Here is a 17,438-nt window from a genome sequence, read left to right on the forward strand (position 1 = left end):
AGGAAACGTGCAATGAAACAAAAAACAGTCACTTTAATAGGAGTGTTCTTTCTGGCAATTCTGATTGGTGTCGCAAGTCCGACCGTATACGCCGAAAACAAAGAACAAGACAACCATACCTTTACACAACCTTTTCAAAATAAAACAATCTCTTTAACAGGTACTTCTGTCCGTAGCACCATGTATTTTACAAAAATTGATTATTGGGACGTAAAAAAAGCATCATTCAATATGACTTACCAAATCACACAATTAAAAAATAATCAGACCTCAGATTTAACTGTGGCAGTTAATGGTGTGAAGTTTTATTCTTGGCGTCCTGAAAATACGACTGGTATTCAACAAAAGACGATTGAAATCCCTTTGGAACTGATTAAAGAGACAAATACATTGACTGTTGAAGGCCAAATTATTAATCAGGCAGGAAACGACATGTATAATTTAATTGAAACTCCAGCAAATTGGTTAACGATGTATGAAGGATCTAACGTAAACTTCCAATACGATTTACAATTACCAGAGAATACAATTCATTCTTTTTATAATCATTTTGTGGGAGCAGACACGATTGCAAATAAACACAGTGTTATTTTGACACCAGAAAATGCATCGGAAAAAGAATTAGCTGCAGCGACCCATGCGTTAGCTGGTGCTGCTCGTTTGATTACTACCTCAGAAGAATTGTTGCCAATGGCTTCTTTGAACAAAGAACAGTCAGCACCCTATCAGTTGATTATTGCCAGCTATGATAAATTACCAGATCAGTATAAAAGTCAAATTGATAGCAAACGCGTGGAGGACCAGGCTGTCTTAAAATTTTTCAATCAACCAGATAAGCATGTTTTAGTAGCTACTTCTAAAGATGAGGACTTACTTGTTCGTGCGGGACGTTATTTAGCCAATTATGAATTAATGACCCAAACAGATAAAGAAGAGACAACAGTTGATGAGAATACCGATACGTTTAGTTCAACTTTAGAATTTGATGGAAATTATCCATTAACCTCAACGGGGGACAAACTAGAAGGGGCCTATCACCAAGAACAAACGTACTTTGTCAATTTACCAGTGGATCGAAACAATGCCAATGGAAGTCGCGTGCATTTACATTTTAAATACGCTGAAAACTTAGATTTTGATTCTTCTTTAGTGACGGTCTATGCCAATGATAAACCAATTGGCAGCAAGAAATTAACCGCTGCTCGTGCGAACGGTGATGAATTAAATCTCGAATTTCCAAAGAACTTAGAAATTGCTGATAGTTTTGTTTTAAAAGTTGCTTTTGATTTGAATGTTAAATCACCAGAAGTTTTGCGAAATGGTCAGACTCCATGGGCCTTTATTGAAAATAATTCGAATGTGTTTATTCAAACAGAAGAACTGAATGACATATTATTTAACAACTATCCGAACATTTTTATCAGAAGCCGTTCTTTTGCTGATTTAGCGATTTTATTACCAGAAAAAATGGACGATAACTATTTTAAAGTGTTGACCAATTTATTTAACTTAATTGGTAATTATGCCGAAAGTAATGTCGGTGAGATTACGTATTATAAAAAAGCGCCTAAAAATGCGGCATTAGAAAATCATAACTTGATTATTTTTGGTACGCCTAAGGATAATCCGATGATTCGTAAGTTAAACGATCAGTTGTATTTCCATTATGATAAGGACTTCACACGTTTTGTTTCAAACGAGAAACTGAGTATCGAAAAAGATTATGGTAAACAAATCGGTACGGCGCAGTTAATGTTTTCTCCATATAATGCGAAAGCCGCGGCGTTAATCTTAACAGGAGCTAAATCACAAGGTGTCTTTTTAGCCTCTACACAAGTGAATACAGAGAAGAATACTTCTATGTACAAAGGAGATGCCATTGTGGTCGATTCGAACTATCGTCGCTATGATTATCGTTTCAAAAAACGTGTAAGCAACGTTAGCAACGAATCATTAGGTAAACGAATTGTCAATAATCATAAATTAATGATTTATCTATTTGTCTTCTTAATTGGTATGACTATTATTGGATTAAGTGCGTTCTTCATCGTGAAGAAGAATTTGAAAGGTGGGGAATAGAGTGAATCAAAAACGAGTGACCTTACTTTTGGATTTAACTTTGTTGGTAGGAATTGTTTTGGTTGTCGGCACAACCATCTTTATGGCCTTAGGAACGAATGATTTCTTTGTGGACTTAAGTTGTCTATTAATTTCAGTTATCTTAATTATCGTTACCTATTTTGTAGGAATTACAGCGGGGTTAACATTTTCGCTTATATTTATTTTTCTACAATTGACCTATGTTGTATATCAGTATGTCTATCATGATTTGTTTAGCTATGGCTCATTATTTTGGCTAATCATGCCGCCGCTCTACTGTTTAACAATCTATGCAGTGACTTATCAAATTCGTACGATTGAAGAAGAAAATATTCGCTTACGTAAAGAAACTTCACGGTTAAATGCGTTAGATGCAGTAACTAATTTAAGAACAGCAAAAATGTACGAGGAAGGATTCGATTTATTTTCTGACATTTCTACACGTTATGAAGCGCCGTTATATTTGGTCGTGATCCGAGTGGCCTATTGGGAAAGTATTCGTAACTTATTAAGTCCTGAACAAAAAAATGAATTGCTACAAATCGTGACAGCGGCGATTAAAGAGACAACGGATGATCGCTTCTTACCATACTTTATCGACGGCACACCGCCGACTTGGGCGTTATTAATTTTCCGCGATGGGGATGACGGATACACTACTAGAAAAGAATTCAAACAACAAGCTCAAGAGAAATTTGCCCATTCTGAAACCTTAAGGAATATTACTTTGACATTACAAGTTTCCTATACCAAATATGATCCTGCCGAATTTAACAACGCTTCAGAATTTTTAGGGGATGGAATTAATTCTCTTCAATATGATGTTTAAAAAGGAGGCAAACAAATGACTGAAAAACTTGCTGTTTTTACAGGGAATTTAGCAGAGGCTGGTGTATTAAATGAGACGCAGCCATTGTCAATGCGATTACATTTAGAAAATATCCAAGCAGAAAGTAATCCAGAATCTATTGTGCCCTTATTTTCTCATGGGGTAATTTTAAACATACTTGTTGAACAGTTAGAGGAAAGTATCCCACTGTCTCACTTGAAAAAAGGGACCAAAGTCCGTTTCACAGTCGTGGGCTTGCCGCCGATGACTATGTCAATTCCACCGCATGTTGGTGGGCAAGCGATTGAATTGATAGAAGAAATCTAAAAAGCTTCTGCATTAGCTATGATTATTAGCTAATGCAGAAGCTTTTTTTATTCAAAGGTCATTCTTTCAATTCGATCGAACGCTTCCTTTAATAAATCTAAATTTTGTGTTGCGGCTAAACGAATGTACTCATCGCCCGTTGTTTCACCAAATGCTTTTCCAGGAATCACTAATACCTGTGTCTCTTTTAAAAGCTTTTCCACAAAAGGGACGGAAGTTAGTCCAGTTTTTTGAATATTAATGAAGGCGTAAATACTTCCTTTGACTGGATGAAGCGAAAGGAAAGGGATCTTTGCTACTCGTTGGGCCACATACTCTAAACGTGTTTGGAACACTTCAACGATTGGGTCTACAAATTCGTCAAAATGTTGTAACGCATAGATTCCTGCTTGCTGTGACAACGTAGGCGCAGAATACGTAACGCCTTCATTAATTAATTTGGCTACTTCGTTAATATAGTCTGGGGCAATCATATAACCAATACGCCAACCAGTCATTGCAAAGGCTTTTGAAAAGCTACCAAAAGTGATAGTATTTTCTGGAGCAAACGTAGCCATGGGAGTAAACGTTTCTTGGAAACAAAAGGCTTCATAAACTTCATCTGAAAGAATGTATAAGTTGTGTTCAATCGCTACCTGTGCAATTTCTCTGAAAGTTTCTTCAGAGAAAACAGCGCCTGTCGGGTTATTCGGTGAATTAAGAATAATCGCTTTGGTTTTAGGCGTGATTTTTTCTTTCAAAAGAGCTACATCAATTTGGAAACCATCTTCTTCATAGGTTGGCAAAAAGACCGGAACGCCATCTGCTAAAAGAACTTGGTCTTTATAAGGAGAGAAATAAGGTTCATGAATAATCACTTCATCTCCAGGATTTAGAATCACTTGTAAGGCAAGGTACATTCCGTGCAGAGCGCCAACTGTGGCCCGGACTTGATTCGGTTGAAAAGATAATTGATAATGTGACTGATAAAACTGAATGACCGCCTCAATGAATGCCTCGCTACCATCAGAAGCGGTATATTTTGTATGCCCATTTTTGGCATCGTTAGCTGCTTGTTCGATAATCCGCTCATCGGTAATTAAGTCAGGGTCACCAATCGATAAATCGATTAAATTTGGGGTCTTTTTCGCCAATGTTGCAATATCCATGAGTAAATTTTCAGTAGGTTGTTGGTAACGTGTTGCGATATTCTTGCGATCCATACCAGGTGCTCCTTTTTATAAAACTTTTCTTAGAAAATCTTGTGTTCTTGGGTTTTGTGGCGCATCAAAAATTTCTTCAGGTGTGCCTTCTTCTTGAATGATTCCTGCATCCATAAAAATGACACGGTCCGCAACTTCTTTTGCGAAGCCCATTTCGTGGGTAACCACTACCATTGTCATCCCTTCAATAGCTAAATTTTTCATAACGGATAGCACTTCGCCCACCATTTCAGGGTCTAAGGCAGAAGTTGGTTCATCGAACAGCATCACGTCAGGGCGCATGGCTAAAGCACGAGCAATCGCTACCCGTTGTTGTTGCCCACCAGAAAGTTGAGAGGGATAATTTTCTTTTTTATCTGATAAACCAACTTGTTCCAGTAAAGAAAGAGCATGTTCTGTGGCTTCAGAAGCGGCTTCTTTTTTTACTTTAACAGGACTAATCGTTAAGTTTTCCAAGACATTTTTATGCGGGAAAAGATTGAAATTTTGGAATACCATTCCCATTTTTTGACGAAGTTGATCAATGTTGGTATTTTTATCTAATAAATTTTTTCCTTCAAATTCAACGCTGCCACCAGTTGGTGTTTCTAATAAGTTCAAGCAACGTAAAAAAGTACTTTTACCACTACCAGAAGGGCCAATAATTACGACAACTTCACCAGCTTCAATTTCTAAGTCAATTCCTTTAAGTACTTCATTTTTTCCAAATGTTTTCTGTAAGTTTTTAATGTTAATCACTAGTACTCATTCTCCTTTCAGCAACACCTAATAGACGCGAGATAGTAAAGGTTAGGACGAAATAAATCAACGATACAATTAAGTAAGGTAGGAAGGGTTTAAAACTTGCTCCTTGAACGTTGCCAGCTTGGAAAATTAGTTCTGAAACACCAATGACTGAAACAACGGAAGATTCTTTAATTACTGTAACAAATTCATTGCCTAACGCTGGTAAAATATTTTTAATAGCTTGTGGGAAAATGATGTATCGCATTGCTTGGTTTTGATTCATTCCCAAAGAACGAGCAGCTTCCAATTGTCCTTTATTAACTGCCTGAATACCAGCACGAATAATTTCTGCTACATATGCACCACTGTTTAAAGAAAGAGCAATACAACCAGCTGCTACTTTTGATAAGTCTAAACCAAGAACGCCTGTCCCGAAATAGACAATAAAAATTTGAACAAGCAAAGGAGTGCCACGAACATATTCAATATAAGCAATGGCAATGCCACGTAAAATTTTGGAATTGGCTAACTTCATTAAGGCAAGTAATGCCCCTAAAATGGCACCAAACAAAACACCAATGAAAGCTAGGAAAATGGTATAGCCCGCACCGTTAAGGTAGAACTTTCCATACTTTTGTAAAAAGCTTTGATCTTTTTGGAACATTAATTGATTGGCTTCTTTTTTATAACCGTCCATTAATTTTTGATCATTAATTTGTTTAATAGAGGCATTTACTTTCTCCGTCAAAACAGGCGCATCTTTAGGAAAAGCAACGGCAGTATCTTTTGAGCCTTTTTCAAAGGTAACATCAGCAAAAGCTAAATCCTCATTTTGAGAAACATAGGCTTCGCCAACCGGTTCTTCCATAACGACTGCATCTAATTTATTATTTTTTAGATTCATAATTAAATCTGGAATTTTTTGAAGAGAAGTAGGGACAGCACCGGTTAATTCGGTTTTAATTAATTCTTCTTGTGTCGTTTGCTTTTGGGCACCTGCACGAACGCCTTCGAAATCTTTAGTGGAATGAAATTTATCTTTGTCTTCTTTCCGAACAATGACTCTTTGTTGAACGTTCATATATGGTTGAGAAAAAGCTACTTCTTTTAATCGTTCAGGCGTTGGCGACATGCCAGAGATGACCATGTCAATCTTGCCAGTTTTTAAGGCCCCTAACAGAGCATCGAAGCCTAGTTCTTCGATTTTTAATTTAACGCCTAAATCGTCGGCAATTTTTTGAGCAATAGAAATATCAAAACCGACAATTTTATCTTCACCATCTACTTTTGCATGAAATTCATAAGGGGCATAGTCTGCGGATAAGCCGACAACTAGTTCTCCCTTTTGGATGATTTTGTCATAGACTGGATCGTTTTCGGCTGCAAAAGTTTCTTTAATAGGTAATAATGAGAGCAACAAGAATAAAATTGGTAAAATCGTCTGTAGCCATTTTTTACATTTGGTCATTTGCGTAAACTCCTTTTTGTATTATTTTTATAAATATTCAAAAAAAGCGAATAAATGTATAAAAATTTATTGTGTTATGATGTGGTTTATCATATCATAGAATATGTAAAAGGAAAAGTAGTAGAGTTGAAAAAATACAACTTTTTCAAAAAAATTTTCAAAAGTCAAAAATGAAGGGGATTTTCAAGATGGAACAATCATTAATTGTGAGAGGGACACCACAAGAGTATCTTTGCGAAATTGGTTCGTGGGAATTATTAGAAGGACAACTATTATGCAGAAATATTCATCGTGTATTCATTTTACACGGGACTGAGTCATGGCAAGCGGCAAAACCGTATTTTCCGACGTTTCAAAAAGTAACAGCTGTTTTTGAAAACTATGGAGGTGTTTGTACAGATCAACGTGTGCAAGAGTTAGAAGCGCAAGTGCTGGACAATCATTTAGAGGCCATCGTCGCTGTTGGTGGAGGAAAAGTGGCCGACTTGGGCAAAGCCTTAGCACACAAAATGGCGTTACCGGTAATTATTTTACCCACTTTAGCAGCTACTTGTGCACCGTGCACGCCATTGAGCGTAATGTATCGAGAAGATGGAGCAATGGAACGGTATGACGTTTTTCCGCAAGCAAACGCTTTGGTGTTGGTAGAACCAAGAGTGTTATTGCATTCGCCTCGGTCCTTAATGGTGGCAGGTATTGGGGATACATTAGCTAAATGGTACGAAGCAGATGCGATTATTTCGCAGTTAGATGTCCAAGTGTTACCTATTCAAGTTTCTCATTTTGCCGCGGAAAAATGTCGCGATATTTTGTTAAATGAAAGTATCAATGCTTTAAAAGCGATGGAAGAGCAGCAATTAAATCAATCGTTTATTGATGTCATCGAAACGAATTTAATTATTGGTGGAATGGTGGGTGGCTTTGGCGATGATTATGGTCGGACAGCAGGTGCCCATTCCATTCATGATGCACTAACTTTGCTGCCAGCTAGCCATCGACAATTACATGGAAACAAAGTGGCGTATGGTGTGTTTGTTCAATTAGCTATTGAAGAGAAATGGCAAGAAATCGCTGAATTGATTCCTTTCTATCACCAACTAGGTTTGCCTATTTCTTTAAAAGAAATGGACATGGACTTAACTGAAGCCGAGTATCAAGAAGTGGCAGAACGTGCTTGTATAGAAGGCGAAACGATTCATTATATGAAACAAAAAATTACCCCTGAAATTGTGAAAACAGCGATGCAAGATTTAGAAAAATATACAGCGACAAAATAAGTGCCAAACAGCAACTAGTTCATTTGAAATATTTGAACTAGTTGCTGTTTTTTAAGGATCCTTTTTTGAAGAAAGAAACCTTGAGAAATCCTTGCAAATTCAATAAAAAAAAAGTATGATGATGGGAGGACAAATTATAGTAGAAAGTAGGGAAATGAATGACGGAACCAGCCATTCGTTATCGTTTAATCAAAAAAGATAAACACACAGGTGCGCGTTTAGGTGAATTAATTACTCCTCACGGCACATTTCCAACACCAATGTTTATGCCGGTAGGTACACTTGCGACAGTTAAAACAATGTCACCAGAAGAATTAAAAGAAATGGGTGCCGGTGTTATTTTAAGTAATACTTACCATTTATGGTTACGCCCAGGTGAAGATTTAGTCGAAGAAGCAGGCGGTTTACACAAATTTATGAACTGGGATCAACCTATTTTAACTGATTCAGGTGGCTTCCAAGTCTTCTCATTAAGTGATATGCGGAAAATCGAAGAAGAAGGTGTGCATTTTAGAAATCATTTAAATGGTTCAAAAATGTTCCTTTCTCCAGAAAAAGCGATCAATATTCAAAATAAATTAGGATCAGATATTATGATGAGCTTTGATGAATGTCCACCATTTGATGAAAGCTATGAGTATGTCAAACGCTCGATTGAACGGACTTCTCGTTGGGCTGAGCGTGGCTTAAAAGCCCATGCGAATCCTGATAGACAGGGATTATTCGGTATTGTTCAAGGTGCGGGATTTGAAGATTTACGTCGTCAAAGTGCTAAAGATTTAGTGAGTATGGATTTTCCTGGCTATTCGATTGGTGGCTTATCTGTTGGTGAGTCTAAGGAAGAAATGAACCGAGTCTTAGACTTTACGACACCGTTAATTCCTGAAAATAAACCACGTTACTTAATGGGTGTGGGTGCCCCTGATTCATTAATTGATGGAGTGATTCGTGGGATTGACATGTTTGATTGTGTGCTACCAACACGTATTGCGCGCAATGGTACTTGTATGACTTCACAAGGTCGCTTGGTTGTTAAAAATGCCCAATATGCAAGAGATTTTCGTCCGCTTGATGAAAAATGTGATTGTTATGTTTGTCGTAATTATACGCGGGCCTATATTCGTCATTTGATTAAATGTGATGAAACATTCGGAATCCGTTTAACATCGTATCATAATTTATACTTCTTGTTAGACTTAATGAAAAATGTCCGTCAAGCAATTATGGACGACAATTTATTAGAATTCCGACAAGCGTTTTTTGAAGAATATGGCTTTAATAAAGCGAATGCAAAAAGTTTCTAAAAATTAGAGGAAAAAACTAGTTCTTCAAGCGTTTTTTTGATACAGTTAGTAGTGTGAATAATGCAGAGTGAGGTGAAACAAATGGGTGGCGGATTTACAATGATTTTTACATTAGTCCTTTTAGGAGGAATGATGTTTTTCATGACACGTTCTCAAAAGAAACAACAGCAAGAACGTCAAAAACAACTAAACGCAATGAAAACTGGCGATAGTGTTGTCACAATTGGTGGTTTACATGGTGTTTTAAGTGAAATCAACGAAAAAACAGTTTTAATCGATTGCGAAGGTATTGTCTTAGAATTTGACCGTGCAGCAATTCGAACTGTAACACCTGGAACTGCCGTTACAAATGATTCAGCAGTAACTAGTGTACCAGTCACAGAAGTTGAAGAGACAGTCACAGAAGAAGTAACTGAAGTTCCTGAAACATCAGATCCTTCAAAAGAAAAGAAAGACTAAACGAATCAACTGATTCATTTAATGGTTAAAGAGAGCGGAACAGGCTTTTCAAAGGCGAAACTGTGACCAGTAGTCACACGAGAAAGCCAATAAGAAGAGATAATTCCTATTCCGCTCGTGTCGTTTATCTTAAAATGTAGGACTAGGAAGGAGCCTGGGACAAAAATCACTTTGGATTTTTGTCCCAGGCTTAAAAATTGATAAACGGCGGGAACAGAAGCAACTCCTTCGGAAATAAGCCAAAATTCTCCCAAAATTAAAGAACAATTTTCGGAAATTTCTTCTTATTTCTCGGAGTTAAACACTTCTGTCCCGACCTTGTCCTGAGTCCTTTTTAACTATTAAGTTTACAAAAAAGGTTCCTTTTTATAGTGTTGGGAGATAGTTAAAAAGTGAGCAATCTTTCGCTTGGTTGGAAGGAGAAGAGCCCATGACAATGGAAAAATTAAGTTGGTTACAACAAAAAATGCTCAATAAAAGTATTAAAAAGAAGTGCCAAAATTTTCGTGAACTAGGTTATTCTTCCATCAACGAAGAAGATTTATTGACTTATTTACTCACCTATCGTTGGAAAAAACAAACCCATTTATCTGTCAAAGACTGTCGCAAAGACATTCAGAAGGTTAAGCCGAATGAATTTTTTGACTATCAACAATTATTGGCACAGACATCAAAAAATCCTTTAAGGGACTGGCATGATATTGAAGACTTATTCTAGAAAAAAGAATAGGTCTTTTTTTTGAGATAAAAAAAAATTATAAATAGTTGTGAAAAATATCACAAAAACTATTTACAAGATTCGTTTTATGTTGTATGATGTGAATGTGAAATAGTTAACAAAGTTTTTTTAAAATGAAACTCTTAGGAGGATGAACATGGTTAAAACAGTAAAAAAAGAAAAGACAGAAACGGTTGATGTTTCATCAATGATTGATGAATTAGCAACAAAAGCGAATGTCGCTTTAAAAGCAATGGAAGATTTTACACAAGAACAAGTAGATCACATTGTCCATCAAATGGCGATGGCGGCGTTAGACCAACATATGCCTTTAGCAAAAATGGCTGTCGAAGAAACTGGCCGTGGAATCTATGAAGATAAAGCAATCAAAAATATGTATGCATCTGAATACATTTGGAATAATATTAAACATGATAAAACAGTGGGTGTAATTAACAAAGACGAACAAACCGGTTTAATGGAAATTGCTGAGCCAGTTGGCGTGGTATGTGGGGTCACACCAACAACAAACCCAACGTCAACAACTATTTTTAAATCACTAATCGCCTTAAAAACAAGAAATCCAATTGTTTTTGCTTTCCATCCTAGCGCACAAAAATGTTCGGCCGAAGCGGCACGTATTGTACGGGATGCGGCGATTGCAGCAGGTGCACCAGAAAATTGTATTCAATGGATTGAACAACCATCGATTGATGCAACATCTGCTTTGATGAATCATCCAGGGATTGCCATTGTTTTAGCAACTGGTGGCGCAGGCATGGTAAAATCTGCATACTCAACAGGTAAACCAGCACTAGGCGTTGGTCCTGGGAACGTACCAGCTTATATTGAAAAAACGGCTAAAGTAAAACGTGCGGTTAATGATTTAATTGTTTCAAAATCATTTGATAATGGAATGATTTGTGCTTCTGAGCAAGCGGTCATTGTGGATAAAGAAATTTATGCTTCTGTCAAAGCTGAGTTTGAAGCACATAACGTTTACTTCGTGAAACCGAATGAATTACAAAAACTAGAAGATGCAGTGATGAATGAAGGCAAATACGCAGTAAATCCAGCGATTGTCGGTAACTCTGCAGAAAAAATTGCTGAATTAGCAGGAATTAGCGTACCAAAAGGCACAAAAATTTTAGTCGCTGAATTAGAAGGTGCAGGTCCAGAATATCCATTATCAAGAGAAAAATTATCGCCAGTTTTAGCAATGATGAAATCAAACAATGCAGAGCATGCTTTTGAACTATGTGAAGCGATGTTAAACTTAGGTGGTTTAGGACATACAGCAGTAATTCATACAGAAGATGAAGAGTTACAAGTTGCTTTTGGTTTACGTATGAAAGCTTGTCGTATTTTAGTGAATACTCCATCAGCAGAAGGTGGTATTGGTAACATTTATAACGAAATGATTCCATCCTTAACACTTGGTTGTGGTTCATACGGGAAAAACTCTGTTTCTAAAAACGTATCAGCCATTAACTTAATTAATATTAAAACGGTAGCGAAACGGAGAAATAATATGCAATGGTTTAAATTACCTCCAAAAATTTTCTTTGAAAAAAATTCTTTACAATATCTACAAAAAATGGAAAATGTTGAACGTGTCATGTTAGTTTGTGACCCAGGTATGGTTCAATTTGGCTATGCAGATATCGTACGTAAAGAGCTACAAAAACGTAAAAATGATGTGAAAATCGAAGTATTTTCTGATGTTGAACCAAACCCATCAACAAATACTGTTTATGCAGGTACCAAAATGATGGTTGATTTCCAACCAGATACAGTGATTGCCTTGGGTGGCGGTTCTGCAATGGACGCGGCGAAAGGCATGTGGATGTTCTATGAACACCCAGATACAGAGTTCTTTGGTGCAAAACAAAAATTCTTAGATATCCGCAAACGGACATATAAAATTGCCAAACCAGAAAAAACACAATTTGTTTGTATCCCAACTACTTCAGGAACTGGTTCAGAAGTTACACCATTTGCCGTTATTACTGATAGTGAAACACACGTGAAATATCCGTTAGCAGACTATGCGTTAACACCAGATGTAGCGATTGTTGATCCACAGTTCGTAATGTCTGTGCCAGCTTCAGTCACTGCAGATACAGGTATGGATGTTTTAACACATGCTATTGAATCTTATGTTTCCGTGATGGCTTCAGATTACACACGTGGTTTAAGTTTACAAGCAATCAAGTTAGTTTTCGATCATTTAGAAAATTCAGTGAAACGTCCAGATATGGAATCTCGCGAAAAAATGCATAATGCATCAACCATGGCAGGGATGGCATTTGCCAATGCATTCTTAGGTATTTGTCACTCTATTGCTCATAAAATTGGTGGGGAATATGGCATTCCACATGGTCGTACAAATGCGATTTTATTACCACATATTATTCGTTACAATGCGAAAGATCCATCAAAACACGCAATGTTCCCTAAATATGATTACTTCCGCGCCGATACTGATTATGCAGACATTGCAAAATTCTTAGGCTTAAAAGGAAATACTACCGCAGAATTAGTAGAAGCTTTAGCAACAGCAGTAGCAGACTTAGGTAAATCAGTCGGAATTGACATGAACTTGAAAGCCCAAGGTGTCTCACAAGAAACATTAGACACAACGGTTGATCGTATGGCAGAACTTGCATATGAAGACCAATGTACAACTGCAAATCCGAAAGAACCATTAATTAGTGAACTAAAACAAATTATCTTAGATGCTTATGTAGGATAAAAGAACTCAAATAAAGAGACCAGAACATTAATGTTCTGGTCTCTTTAACGTTTTGCGAAAACAGTGCTGTCGATACCACGGTTATGACACCAATTAACTAAAACTGGATCGAGGACAAGTGCGGTACTCGTCAATTCTTCTGTCGTCTTTTTTCCTAAAAGAGTATAAAGCATTTTCACTTCTTCTTGCCATTGCTGTACAAGGGCTAAGGTATTTTCTAAACCATTTTTACTCATAAGGGAAGCTAAGATAGTCCCAGCAACTCCCATGCTTTTGGCACCTAAAGCGAGTCCTTTGACAATATCAAGAGAGTTACGCACACCGCCAGAGCCGAGAATAGTTAGTTTCTTTTGCCAATTTTGTGATTCCAGAAGAGAGATGACCGTTGATTGCCCCCAATCATCTAAGAAAGAAAGTTCTCGTTTCTTCCGCCGGGCATTTTCAATTTGTGTAAAACTCGTTCCGCCTTGGCCGCTCACATCCGCTGCTTGAACGCCGATAGAGGTAAGTTTTTCTAAGGTTTCTTGGCTCATGCCAAAGCCAACCTCTTTGACAATGACAGGCACTTCTACGGCCTGTACGATAGCTTCAATCTTGGTTAGCCAATTAGTGAAATCACGATCTCCTTCAGGCATGACCAATTCTTGGGGCACATTTACATGGATTTGTAAGGCATTCGCTTGAAATAAATCAAGCGCTCGCTTTGCTTCTTCCACACCCAAGCCTGCACCAATATTGGCAAAAATGAGTCCATCTGGGTTTTCTTTTCGCATAATTTGATACGTATCCGCTAAACTAGCATCTTTTAACGCTGCCGAGACAGATCCTGTCGCAACTAAAAGGCCAGTTTCTTTGGCAATAATGCCTAATTGCTGATTAATTTCTTTTGCACGCTGGCTACCACCTGTCATTGCATTGACATAAAAAGGTTGGGGAAGCTGAAAAGAAAGAAACGAAGTGGAAATATCCACTTCGTTAACAGCGGATTCAGCAAACGATTGGTGAACAAAACGCACACGATCAAAGTCATTACTTTTTTTTTTGTGGAACGCTTTAGCTAATGATAGATGTTCATCTTTTCGATTCATGCTTCTCCTTACACTCCTTTTGACCATAGGTATAGACGTGAAGTGGCAGTGGGGTAATTCCGTCTTTTTCCCAAGCAGTCATTAATGGTAAAATCCCGGATTTTTGGCGGAAAATTACAATCCCACAATCGCCCCCGCCAGCGCCAGAAGATTTCGCAGCTCCTGTATAAGATTCAGCCAAATCACAAAGATTTTTCAAGGCTTCTGTTTCGATTACCACACCAGTCAGTGAAGATAATTCGGCGAGCAATTGGCGATTTTTAGTAATTTGTTTTTGAATAACAGAAATTTTTCCTGTGTTAAAGCCATTAATCATTGTTTCGACACAAAGCCGACTTTTCATTAAGAACTGCTCATAAGCCGCTTGTTTTTCTTCTTTTGATTGATGGACTCGATCAACTAAGTCTGAAGTGGACGCAGGACTACCTGTCCAACCAATTAGTAAACGTAGTTGTTTCGGTACTTTTAACGGAAAAATCATTAATTCAGGCCAGTCCATTGCTAACAAATCAGTTAATGTTTCAGTGGCTACTTTTTGATTGACCCAATCATGATCGAAGGTTGAAAAGGCAATCCAGCCCCCGTAACAGCTGGCGGCGATATCTCCGCAAGAACCATTTCCTTGAACGGCTAAGTGAGCTAATGCTGATAATTTGAAAATTTCCTCATTTTCCAAACCTAAGTCATAAAAAATATTCAAGGCTTTGACAGTTCCAACGGTTACTGCACCGCTTGAACCAAGACCATATTTTCGTCCATTTGAACTATCTAATTCACTCGTCACTTTTAAATGATAAAATGACAATTCTTTGTTTTGCTCTTGCGCATATTTTTCAGTTAGATGAATCGCCGCTAGAACATAATGAAAGGGATTTTCGCGAATATCTAATACAAGCTCACCATTTCGGCGTGTCCAGCGAATAGGTAACGAGCTGTATTGTGCAGATTGAATACTGCCTTCATCTGTTGTTTCTTCGACAGTTACAGTTACGAATTGATCCACAGCAACGATAATGGCAGGGTGGCCAGGTTCAACAACGGCATATTCTCCTGCAATAAATAACTTTCCTGGCGTAGTAACTTCAATCATGCTTATTTATCCATTCCTTTCGTTTCAAACAATTCAATTCCGGGACCAGCAAAAGCTGGGACTAACTGCTCTTTTGAAAAATGTTCACTTAAAAATGTTTTTAATGCTTCTAAGTTTTTCTTTTCGACTAAGACCTTGACATTCGGACCTGCATCCATTGTAAAGTAACAAGGAATTCCTTTGGCCCGTGCTTGGCGAACTAAAGCCATCGCTTGTAAACTGCCTGGGGACCAGTAAGTAAATGGAGGGACAGCACCTAAGGTTGTTCCATGCATCCTTAACCCATTGGCTTCAATGATTTCTCCTAAACGAGGGAAGTCTTTTGTTTTAATTGCTTCATGAACTTGGGATAAATCTTTTTCCACATTGTCCAACCAACCTTGATAAAAGCTAGAAGTTTCTACTGTTCGTTTCATTCCATCACGGCTGGAAACATCTTTTTCGCCATCGTTAATTAAGATAAAGAGCATGGCCAATTCGTTTTCCCAATTATTGGCTGGAATATTTTCAGCAAACGAAGTTTCATCAGAGTGGCCTTTGTTCCATTGAGCAAAACCACCAAAAATGCTGCGACAAGCAGAACCTGAACCACGTCGCGCTAAACGTGATAAGTCTTTTGCTGAAAGATTTAATCCTAAGGCTACGTTACAGGCCCCTGCTAAAGCAGCTAGACCACTCGCTGAAGAAGCCAAACCAGCTGCAGTAGGCACAAAATTTTGACTTTCCACTTTTGCAAACCAAGTACAATCGGCTTGTTGACGAACAAGGTTCAAAAATTCTTTGACTTTTTTTGTTTGTTTTTCGTTTTGCAAGATACCATCTAAAATAAATACATCTTCTGAATAATGGGCATCAAATGTCACAGTTGTTTCTGTGTAAAAGGCATCTAATGTTAATGATAAACTACTATTCATTGGTAAAATGTATTCTTCATTGGCTTTTCCCCAATATTTAATCAGAGCAATATTTGTATGCGCTCGTGCTTTTCCTGAAAGCATTACTTTTTCACCTCTAATGATTGAATCCATGTAGCAACAGCTCCATTTTCTTCTAAAGTCTGTGCAATGGTTTGTGCGGTCTTTTTATTATCTGTTAAGGCAATCATACAGCCACCGCGACCGCCGCCGGTTAATTTTGCTCCTAGAGCGCCATGTTCTAGAGAGAGAGCCACTAGTCGATCCAGCATATCGTTGCTGACGGTTAATTGCTGGAGTTGCTCTTGCGCTAACGTCATTAGCTGACCTAATTTTTGTTTATCATCTTGTAAAATTGCCTGCTTCGCTTCTTTAGTAAAAGAACCTAATTGTTTCATTGTTTCAGCGATTGCTGTGGGATTATTTTGAGCTAGCTGCGCAATGTCTTTCACTGCTTCACGTGTTTGACCTTTAATTCCCGTATCAGCTACTACTAAGTAGGCATTAGATAAATTCATCGAGAAATGTGTGGGCGGAAATCCTCTAGTAAAAAATAAGGGATCAGCGCCGCTTGTTGCTGCGGCATCGATACCACTAGGATTGCCATGAGCAATTTTCTCACTTAAGGAAACAAGCTCAAACAATTCTTGATATGTATAAGCGTAATCAAAATAATCAAAAAGGCTTCGAACGATGGCCACAGCGGTTGCTGCGCTTGAGCCCATTCCTCGTTCAGCGGGAATCGTACTTGTTAAGGTCAAAGTGCCTTTAAATGTATCTTCCTTTAAAAAATGTAAGGTTTGCTGAACAACTTCCTTGATATTTGCTAGCTCTTGGGGCACGTCTTCTAGCAATCCTGTAAAATATGCACAATCAATCTGCATAGTTTTTGCTGGGGTAAAGACGGCTGTGATTTCTGTCGCTTGAAAAGGAAAGGCGATTGCTGGTTCGCCGTAAACAACGGCGTGTTCCCCCATTAAAATAATTTTTCCCGTCGCTTGACCGAGGCCTTGTTTTTTTATATTCATTCACTGACATTCCTTTTGAGTAGAATCGAGTATAGGACAAAAGACGTTCTTGGATTAGAAGAACGTTTGTCATAATCTCTTCATGATTTATAGGAAATGATTCCAAAAGTTTCTCTTGTTCCAAAAAAAGAGATTGCTTAACCTAAGATAGTT

The 17,438-nt window shown here is 37.8% G+C and carries 15 protein-coding genes; 8 read left to right on the top strand and 7 right to left on the bottom strand.

The features are described 5' to 3' along the window. The first annotated feature begins 12 nt into the window (after nt 1–12). The 3 genes from PYW42_RS03575 to PYW42_RS03585 are packed head-to-tail and all read left to right on the top strand — an operon-like array spanning nt 13 to nt 3,256. Entirely contained in the window at nt 13–2,079 is a 2,067-nt protein-coding gene (locus PYW42_RS03575; RefSeq protein WP_002409316.1) for a cellulose biosynthesis cyclic di-GMP-binding regulatory protein BcsB, read from the top strand. Beyond that, on the top strand, nt 2,069–2,929 hold the full coding sequence (locus PYW42_RS03580; RefSeq protein ID WP_002385041.1) for a hypothetical protein: 861 nt from the start codon (nt 2,069–2,071) through the stop codon (nt 2,927–2,929). The genes PYW42_RS03575 and PYW42_RS03580 overlap by 11 nt, the downstream gene beginning before the upstream one ends. A gap of 15 nt (nt 2,930–2,944) precedes the next feature. Beyond that, nucleotides 2,945–3,256, top strand: a complete 312-nt coding sequence (locus PYW42_RS03585; RefSeq protein ID WP_002388877.1) for a hypothetical protein — start codon at nt 2,945–2,947, stop codon at nt 3,254–3,256. A 47-nt stretch (nt 3,257–3,303) separates the two neighbouring features. Here PYW42_RS03585 and PYW42_RS03590 read toward each other — a convergent pair whose 3' ends face one another. The 3 genes from PYW42_RS03590 to PYW42_RS03600 are packed head-to-tail and all read right to left on the bottom strand — an operon-like array spanning nt 3,304 to nt 6,652. Beyond that, nucleotides 3,304–4,458: a pyridoxal phosphate-dependent aminotransferase gene (locus PYW42_RS03590; RefSeq protein ID WP_002355768.1), complete on the bottom strand. Its 1,155-nt coding sequence runs from the start codon at nt 4,456–4,458 to the stop codon at nt 3,304–3,306. A 15-nt stretch (nt 4,459–4,473) separates the two neighbouring features. After that, complete coding sequence (locus tag PYW42_RS03595) at nt 4,474–5,196, bottom strand: amino acid ABC transporter ATP-binding protein (RefSeq protein WP_002361352.1); 723 nt, start codon at nt 5,194–5,196, stop codon at nt 4,474–4,476. Next, nucleotides 5,189–6,652 carry an ABC transporter substrate-binding protein/permease gene (locus PYW42_RS03600; RefSeq protein WP_002355770.1) on the bottom strand — a complete coding sequence of 488 codons (1,464 nt, stop codon included), beginning with the start codon at nt 6,650–6,652 and terminating at the stop codon, nt 5,189–5,191. Before PYW42_RS03600 ends, PYW42_RS03595 begins: the two co-directional genes overlap by 8 nt. A gap of 188 nt (nt 6,653–6,840) precedes the next feature. On the opposite strand from PYW42_RS03600, the gene PYW42_RS03605 reads away from it, so the two are divergent. From PYW42_RS03605 to adhE, 5 genes are all read left to right on the top strand, one after another. Beyond that, nucleotides 6,841–7,929 carry an iron-containing alcohol dehydrogenase family protein gene (locus tag PYW42_RS03605; protein ID WP_002388790.1) on the top strand — a complete coding sequence of 363 codons (1,089 nt, stop codon included), beginning with the start codon at nt 6,841–6,843 and terminating at the stop codon, nt 7,927–7,929. Nucleotides 7,930–8,087: 158 nt separating this feature from the next. Further along, complete coding sequence (tgt, locus tag PYW42_RS03610; RefSeq protein WP_002355772.1) at nt 8,088–9,233, top strand: tRNA guanosine(34) transglycosylase Tgt; 1,146 nt, start codon at nt 8,088–8,090, stop codon at nt 9,231–9,233. Nucleotides 9,234–9,293: 60 nt separating this feature from the next. After that, the gene (gene yajC, locus PYW42_RS03615; RefSeq protein WP_002383336.1) at nt 9,294–9,692 is read left to right on the top strand and encodes a preprotein translocase subunit YajC; all 399 of its coding nucleotides are present in this window, start codon (nt 9,294–9,296) and stop codon (nt 9,690–9,692) included. A 412-nt stretch (nt 9,693–10,104) separates the two neighbouring features. Continuing rightward, a complete protein-coding gene (locus PYW42_RS03620) occupies nt 10,105–10,410 on the top strand; it encodes a post-transcriptional regulator (protein ID WP_002409315.1) in 306 nt (101 codons plus the stop codon). A 157-nt stretch (nt 10,411–10,567) separates the two neighbouring features. Next, nucleotides 10,568–13,165, top strand: coding sequence for a bifunctional acetaldehyde-CoA/alcohol dehydrogenase (gene adhE, locus PYW42_RS03625; protein ID WP_002388933.1), 2,598 nt, complete (start codon nt 10,568–10,570; stop codon nt 13,163–13,165). 44 nt (nt 13,166–13,209) lie between these two features. Here adhE and fni read toward each other — a convergent pair whose 3' ends face one another. Genes fni through mvk form a run of 4 tightly spaced genes read right to left on the bottom strand, consistent with a single transcriptional unit; the run spans nt 13,210 to nt 17,285 of the window. Beyond that, nucleotides 13,210–14,253, bottom strand: coding sequence for a type 2 isopentenyl-diphosphate Delta-isomerase (gene fni / locus PYW42_RS03630; protein ID WP_002409314.1), 1,044 nt, complete (start codon nt 14,251–14,253; stop codon nt 13,210–13,212). Continuing rightward, entirely contained in the window at nt 14,237–15,343 is a 1,107-nt protein-coding gene (locus tag PYW42_RS03635; protein ID WP_002355777.1) for a phosphomevalonate kinase, read from the bottom strand. Before PYW42_RS03635 ends, fni begins: the two co-directional genes overlap by 17 nt. 2 nt (nt 15,344–15,345) lie before the next feature. Further along, the gene (mvaD, locus tag PYW42_RS03640) at nt 15,346–16,341 is read right to left on the bottom strand and encodes a diphosphomevalonate decarboxylase (RefSeq protein WP_002355778.1); all 996 of its coding nucleotides are present in this window, start codon (nt 16,339–16,341) and stop codon (nt 15,346–15,348) included. Further along, nucleotides 16,341–17,285, bottom strand: a complete 945-nt coding sequence (mvk, locus tag PYW42_RS03645; RefSeq protein ID WP_002355780.1) for a mevalonate kinase — start codon at nt 17,283–17,285, stop codon at nt 16,341–16,343. Before mvk ends, mvaD begins: the two co-directional genes overlap by 1 nt. Between the last annotated feature and the right edge of the window lie 153 nt (nt 17,286–17,438).

This window comes from Enterococcus faecalis (assembly GCF_029024925.1).
In the GTDB taxonomy this organism is placed as follows: Bacteria; Bacillota; Bacilli; order Lactobacillales; family Enterococcaceae; genus Enterococcus; species Enterococcus faecalis.

Excerpts from the sequence above, each read along its gene's own strand:
- PYW42_RS03575 (WP_002409316.1), top strand. The coding sequence starts at position 13 with ATGAAACAAAAAACAGTCACTTTAATAGGAGTGTTCTTTCTGGCAATT.
- PYW42_RS03585 (WP_002388877.1), top strand. The coding sequence starts at position 2,945 with ATGACTGAAAAACTTGCTGTTTTTACAGGGAATTTAGCAGAGGCTGGT.
- PYW42_RS03590 (WP_002355768.1), bottom strand. The coding sequence starts at position 4,458 with ATGGATCGCAAGAATATCGCAACACGTTACCAACAACCTACTGAAAAT.
- PYW42_RS03600 (WP_002355770.1), bottom strand. The coding sequence starts at position 6,652 with ATGACCAAATGTAAAAAATGGCTACAGACGATTTTACCAATTTTATTC.
- PYW42_RS03605 (WP_002388790.1), top strand. The coding sequence starts at position 6,841 with ATGGAACAATCATTAATTGTGAGAGGGACACCACAAGAGTATCTTTGC.
- tgt (WP_002355772.1), top strand. The coding sequence starts at position 8,088 with ATGACGGAACCAGCCATTCGTTATCGTTTAATCAAAAAAGATAAACAC.
- yajC (WP_002383336.1), top strand. The coding sequence starts at position 9,294 with ATGCAGAGTGAGGTGAAACAAATGGGTGGCGGATTTACAATGATTTTT.
- adhE (WP_002388933.1), top strand. The coding sequence starts at position 10,568 with ATGGTTAAAACAGTAAAAAAAGAAAAGACAGAAACGGTTGATGTTTCA.
- fni (WP_002409314.1), bottom strand. The coding sequence starts at position 14,253 with ATGAATCGAAAAGATGAACATCTATCATTAGCTAAAGCGTTCCACAAA.
- PYW42_RS03635 (WP_002355777.1), bottom strand. The coding sequence starts at position 15,343 with ATGATTGAAGTTACTACGCCAGGAAAGTTATTTATTGCAGGAGAATAT.
- mvaD (WP_002355778.1), bottom strand. The coding sequence starts at position 16,341 with ATGCTTTCAGGAAAAGCACGAGCGCATACAAATATTGCTCTGATTAAA.
- mvk (WP_002355780.1), bottom strand. The coding sequence starts at position 17,285 with ATGAATATAAAAAAACAAGGCCTCGGTCAAGCGACGGGAAAAATTATT.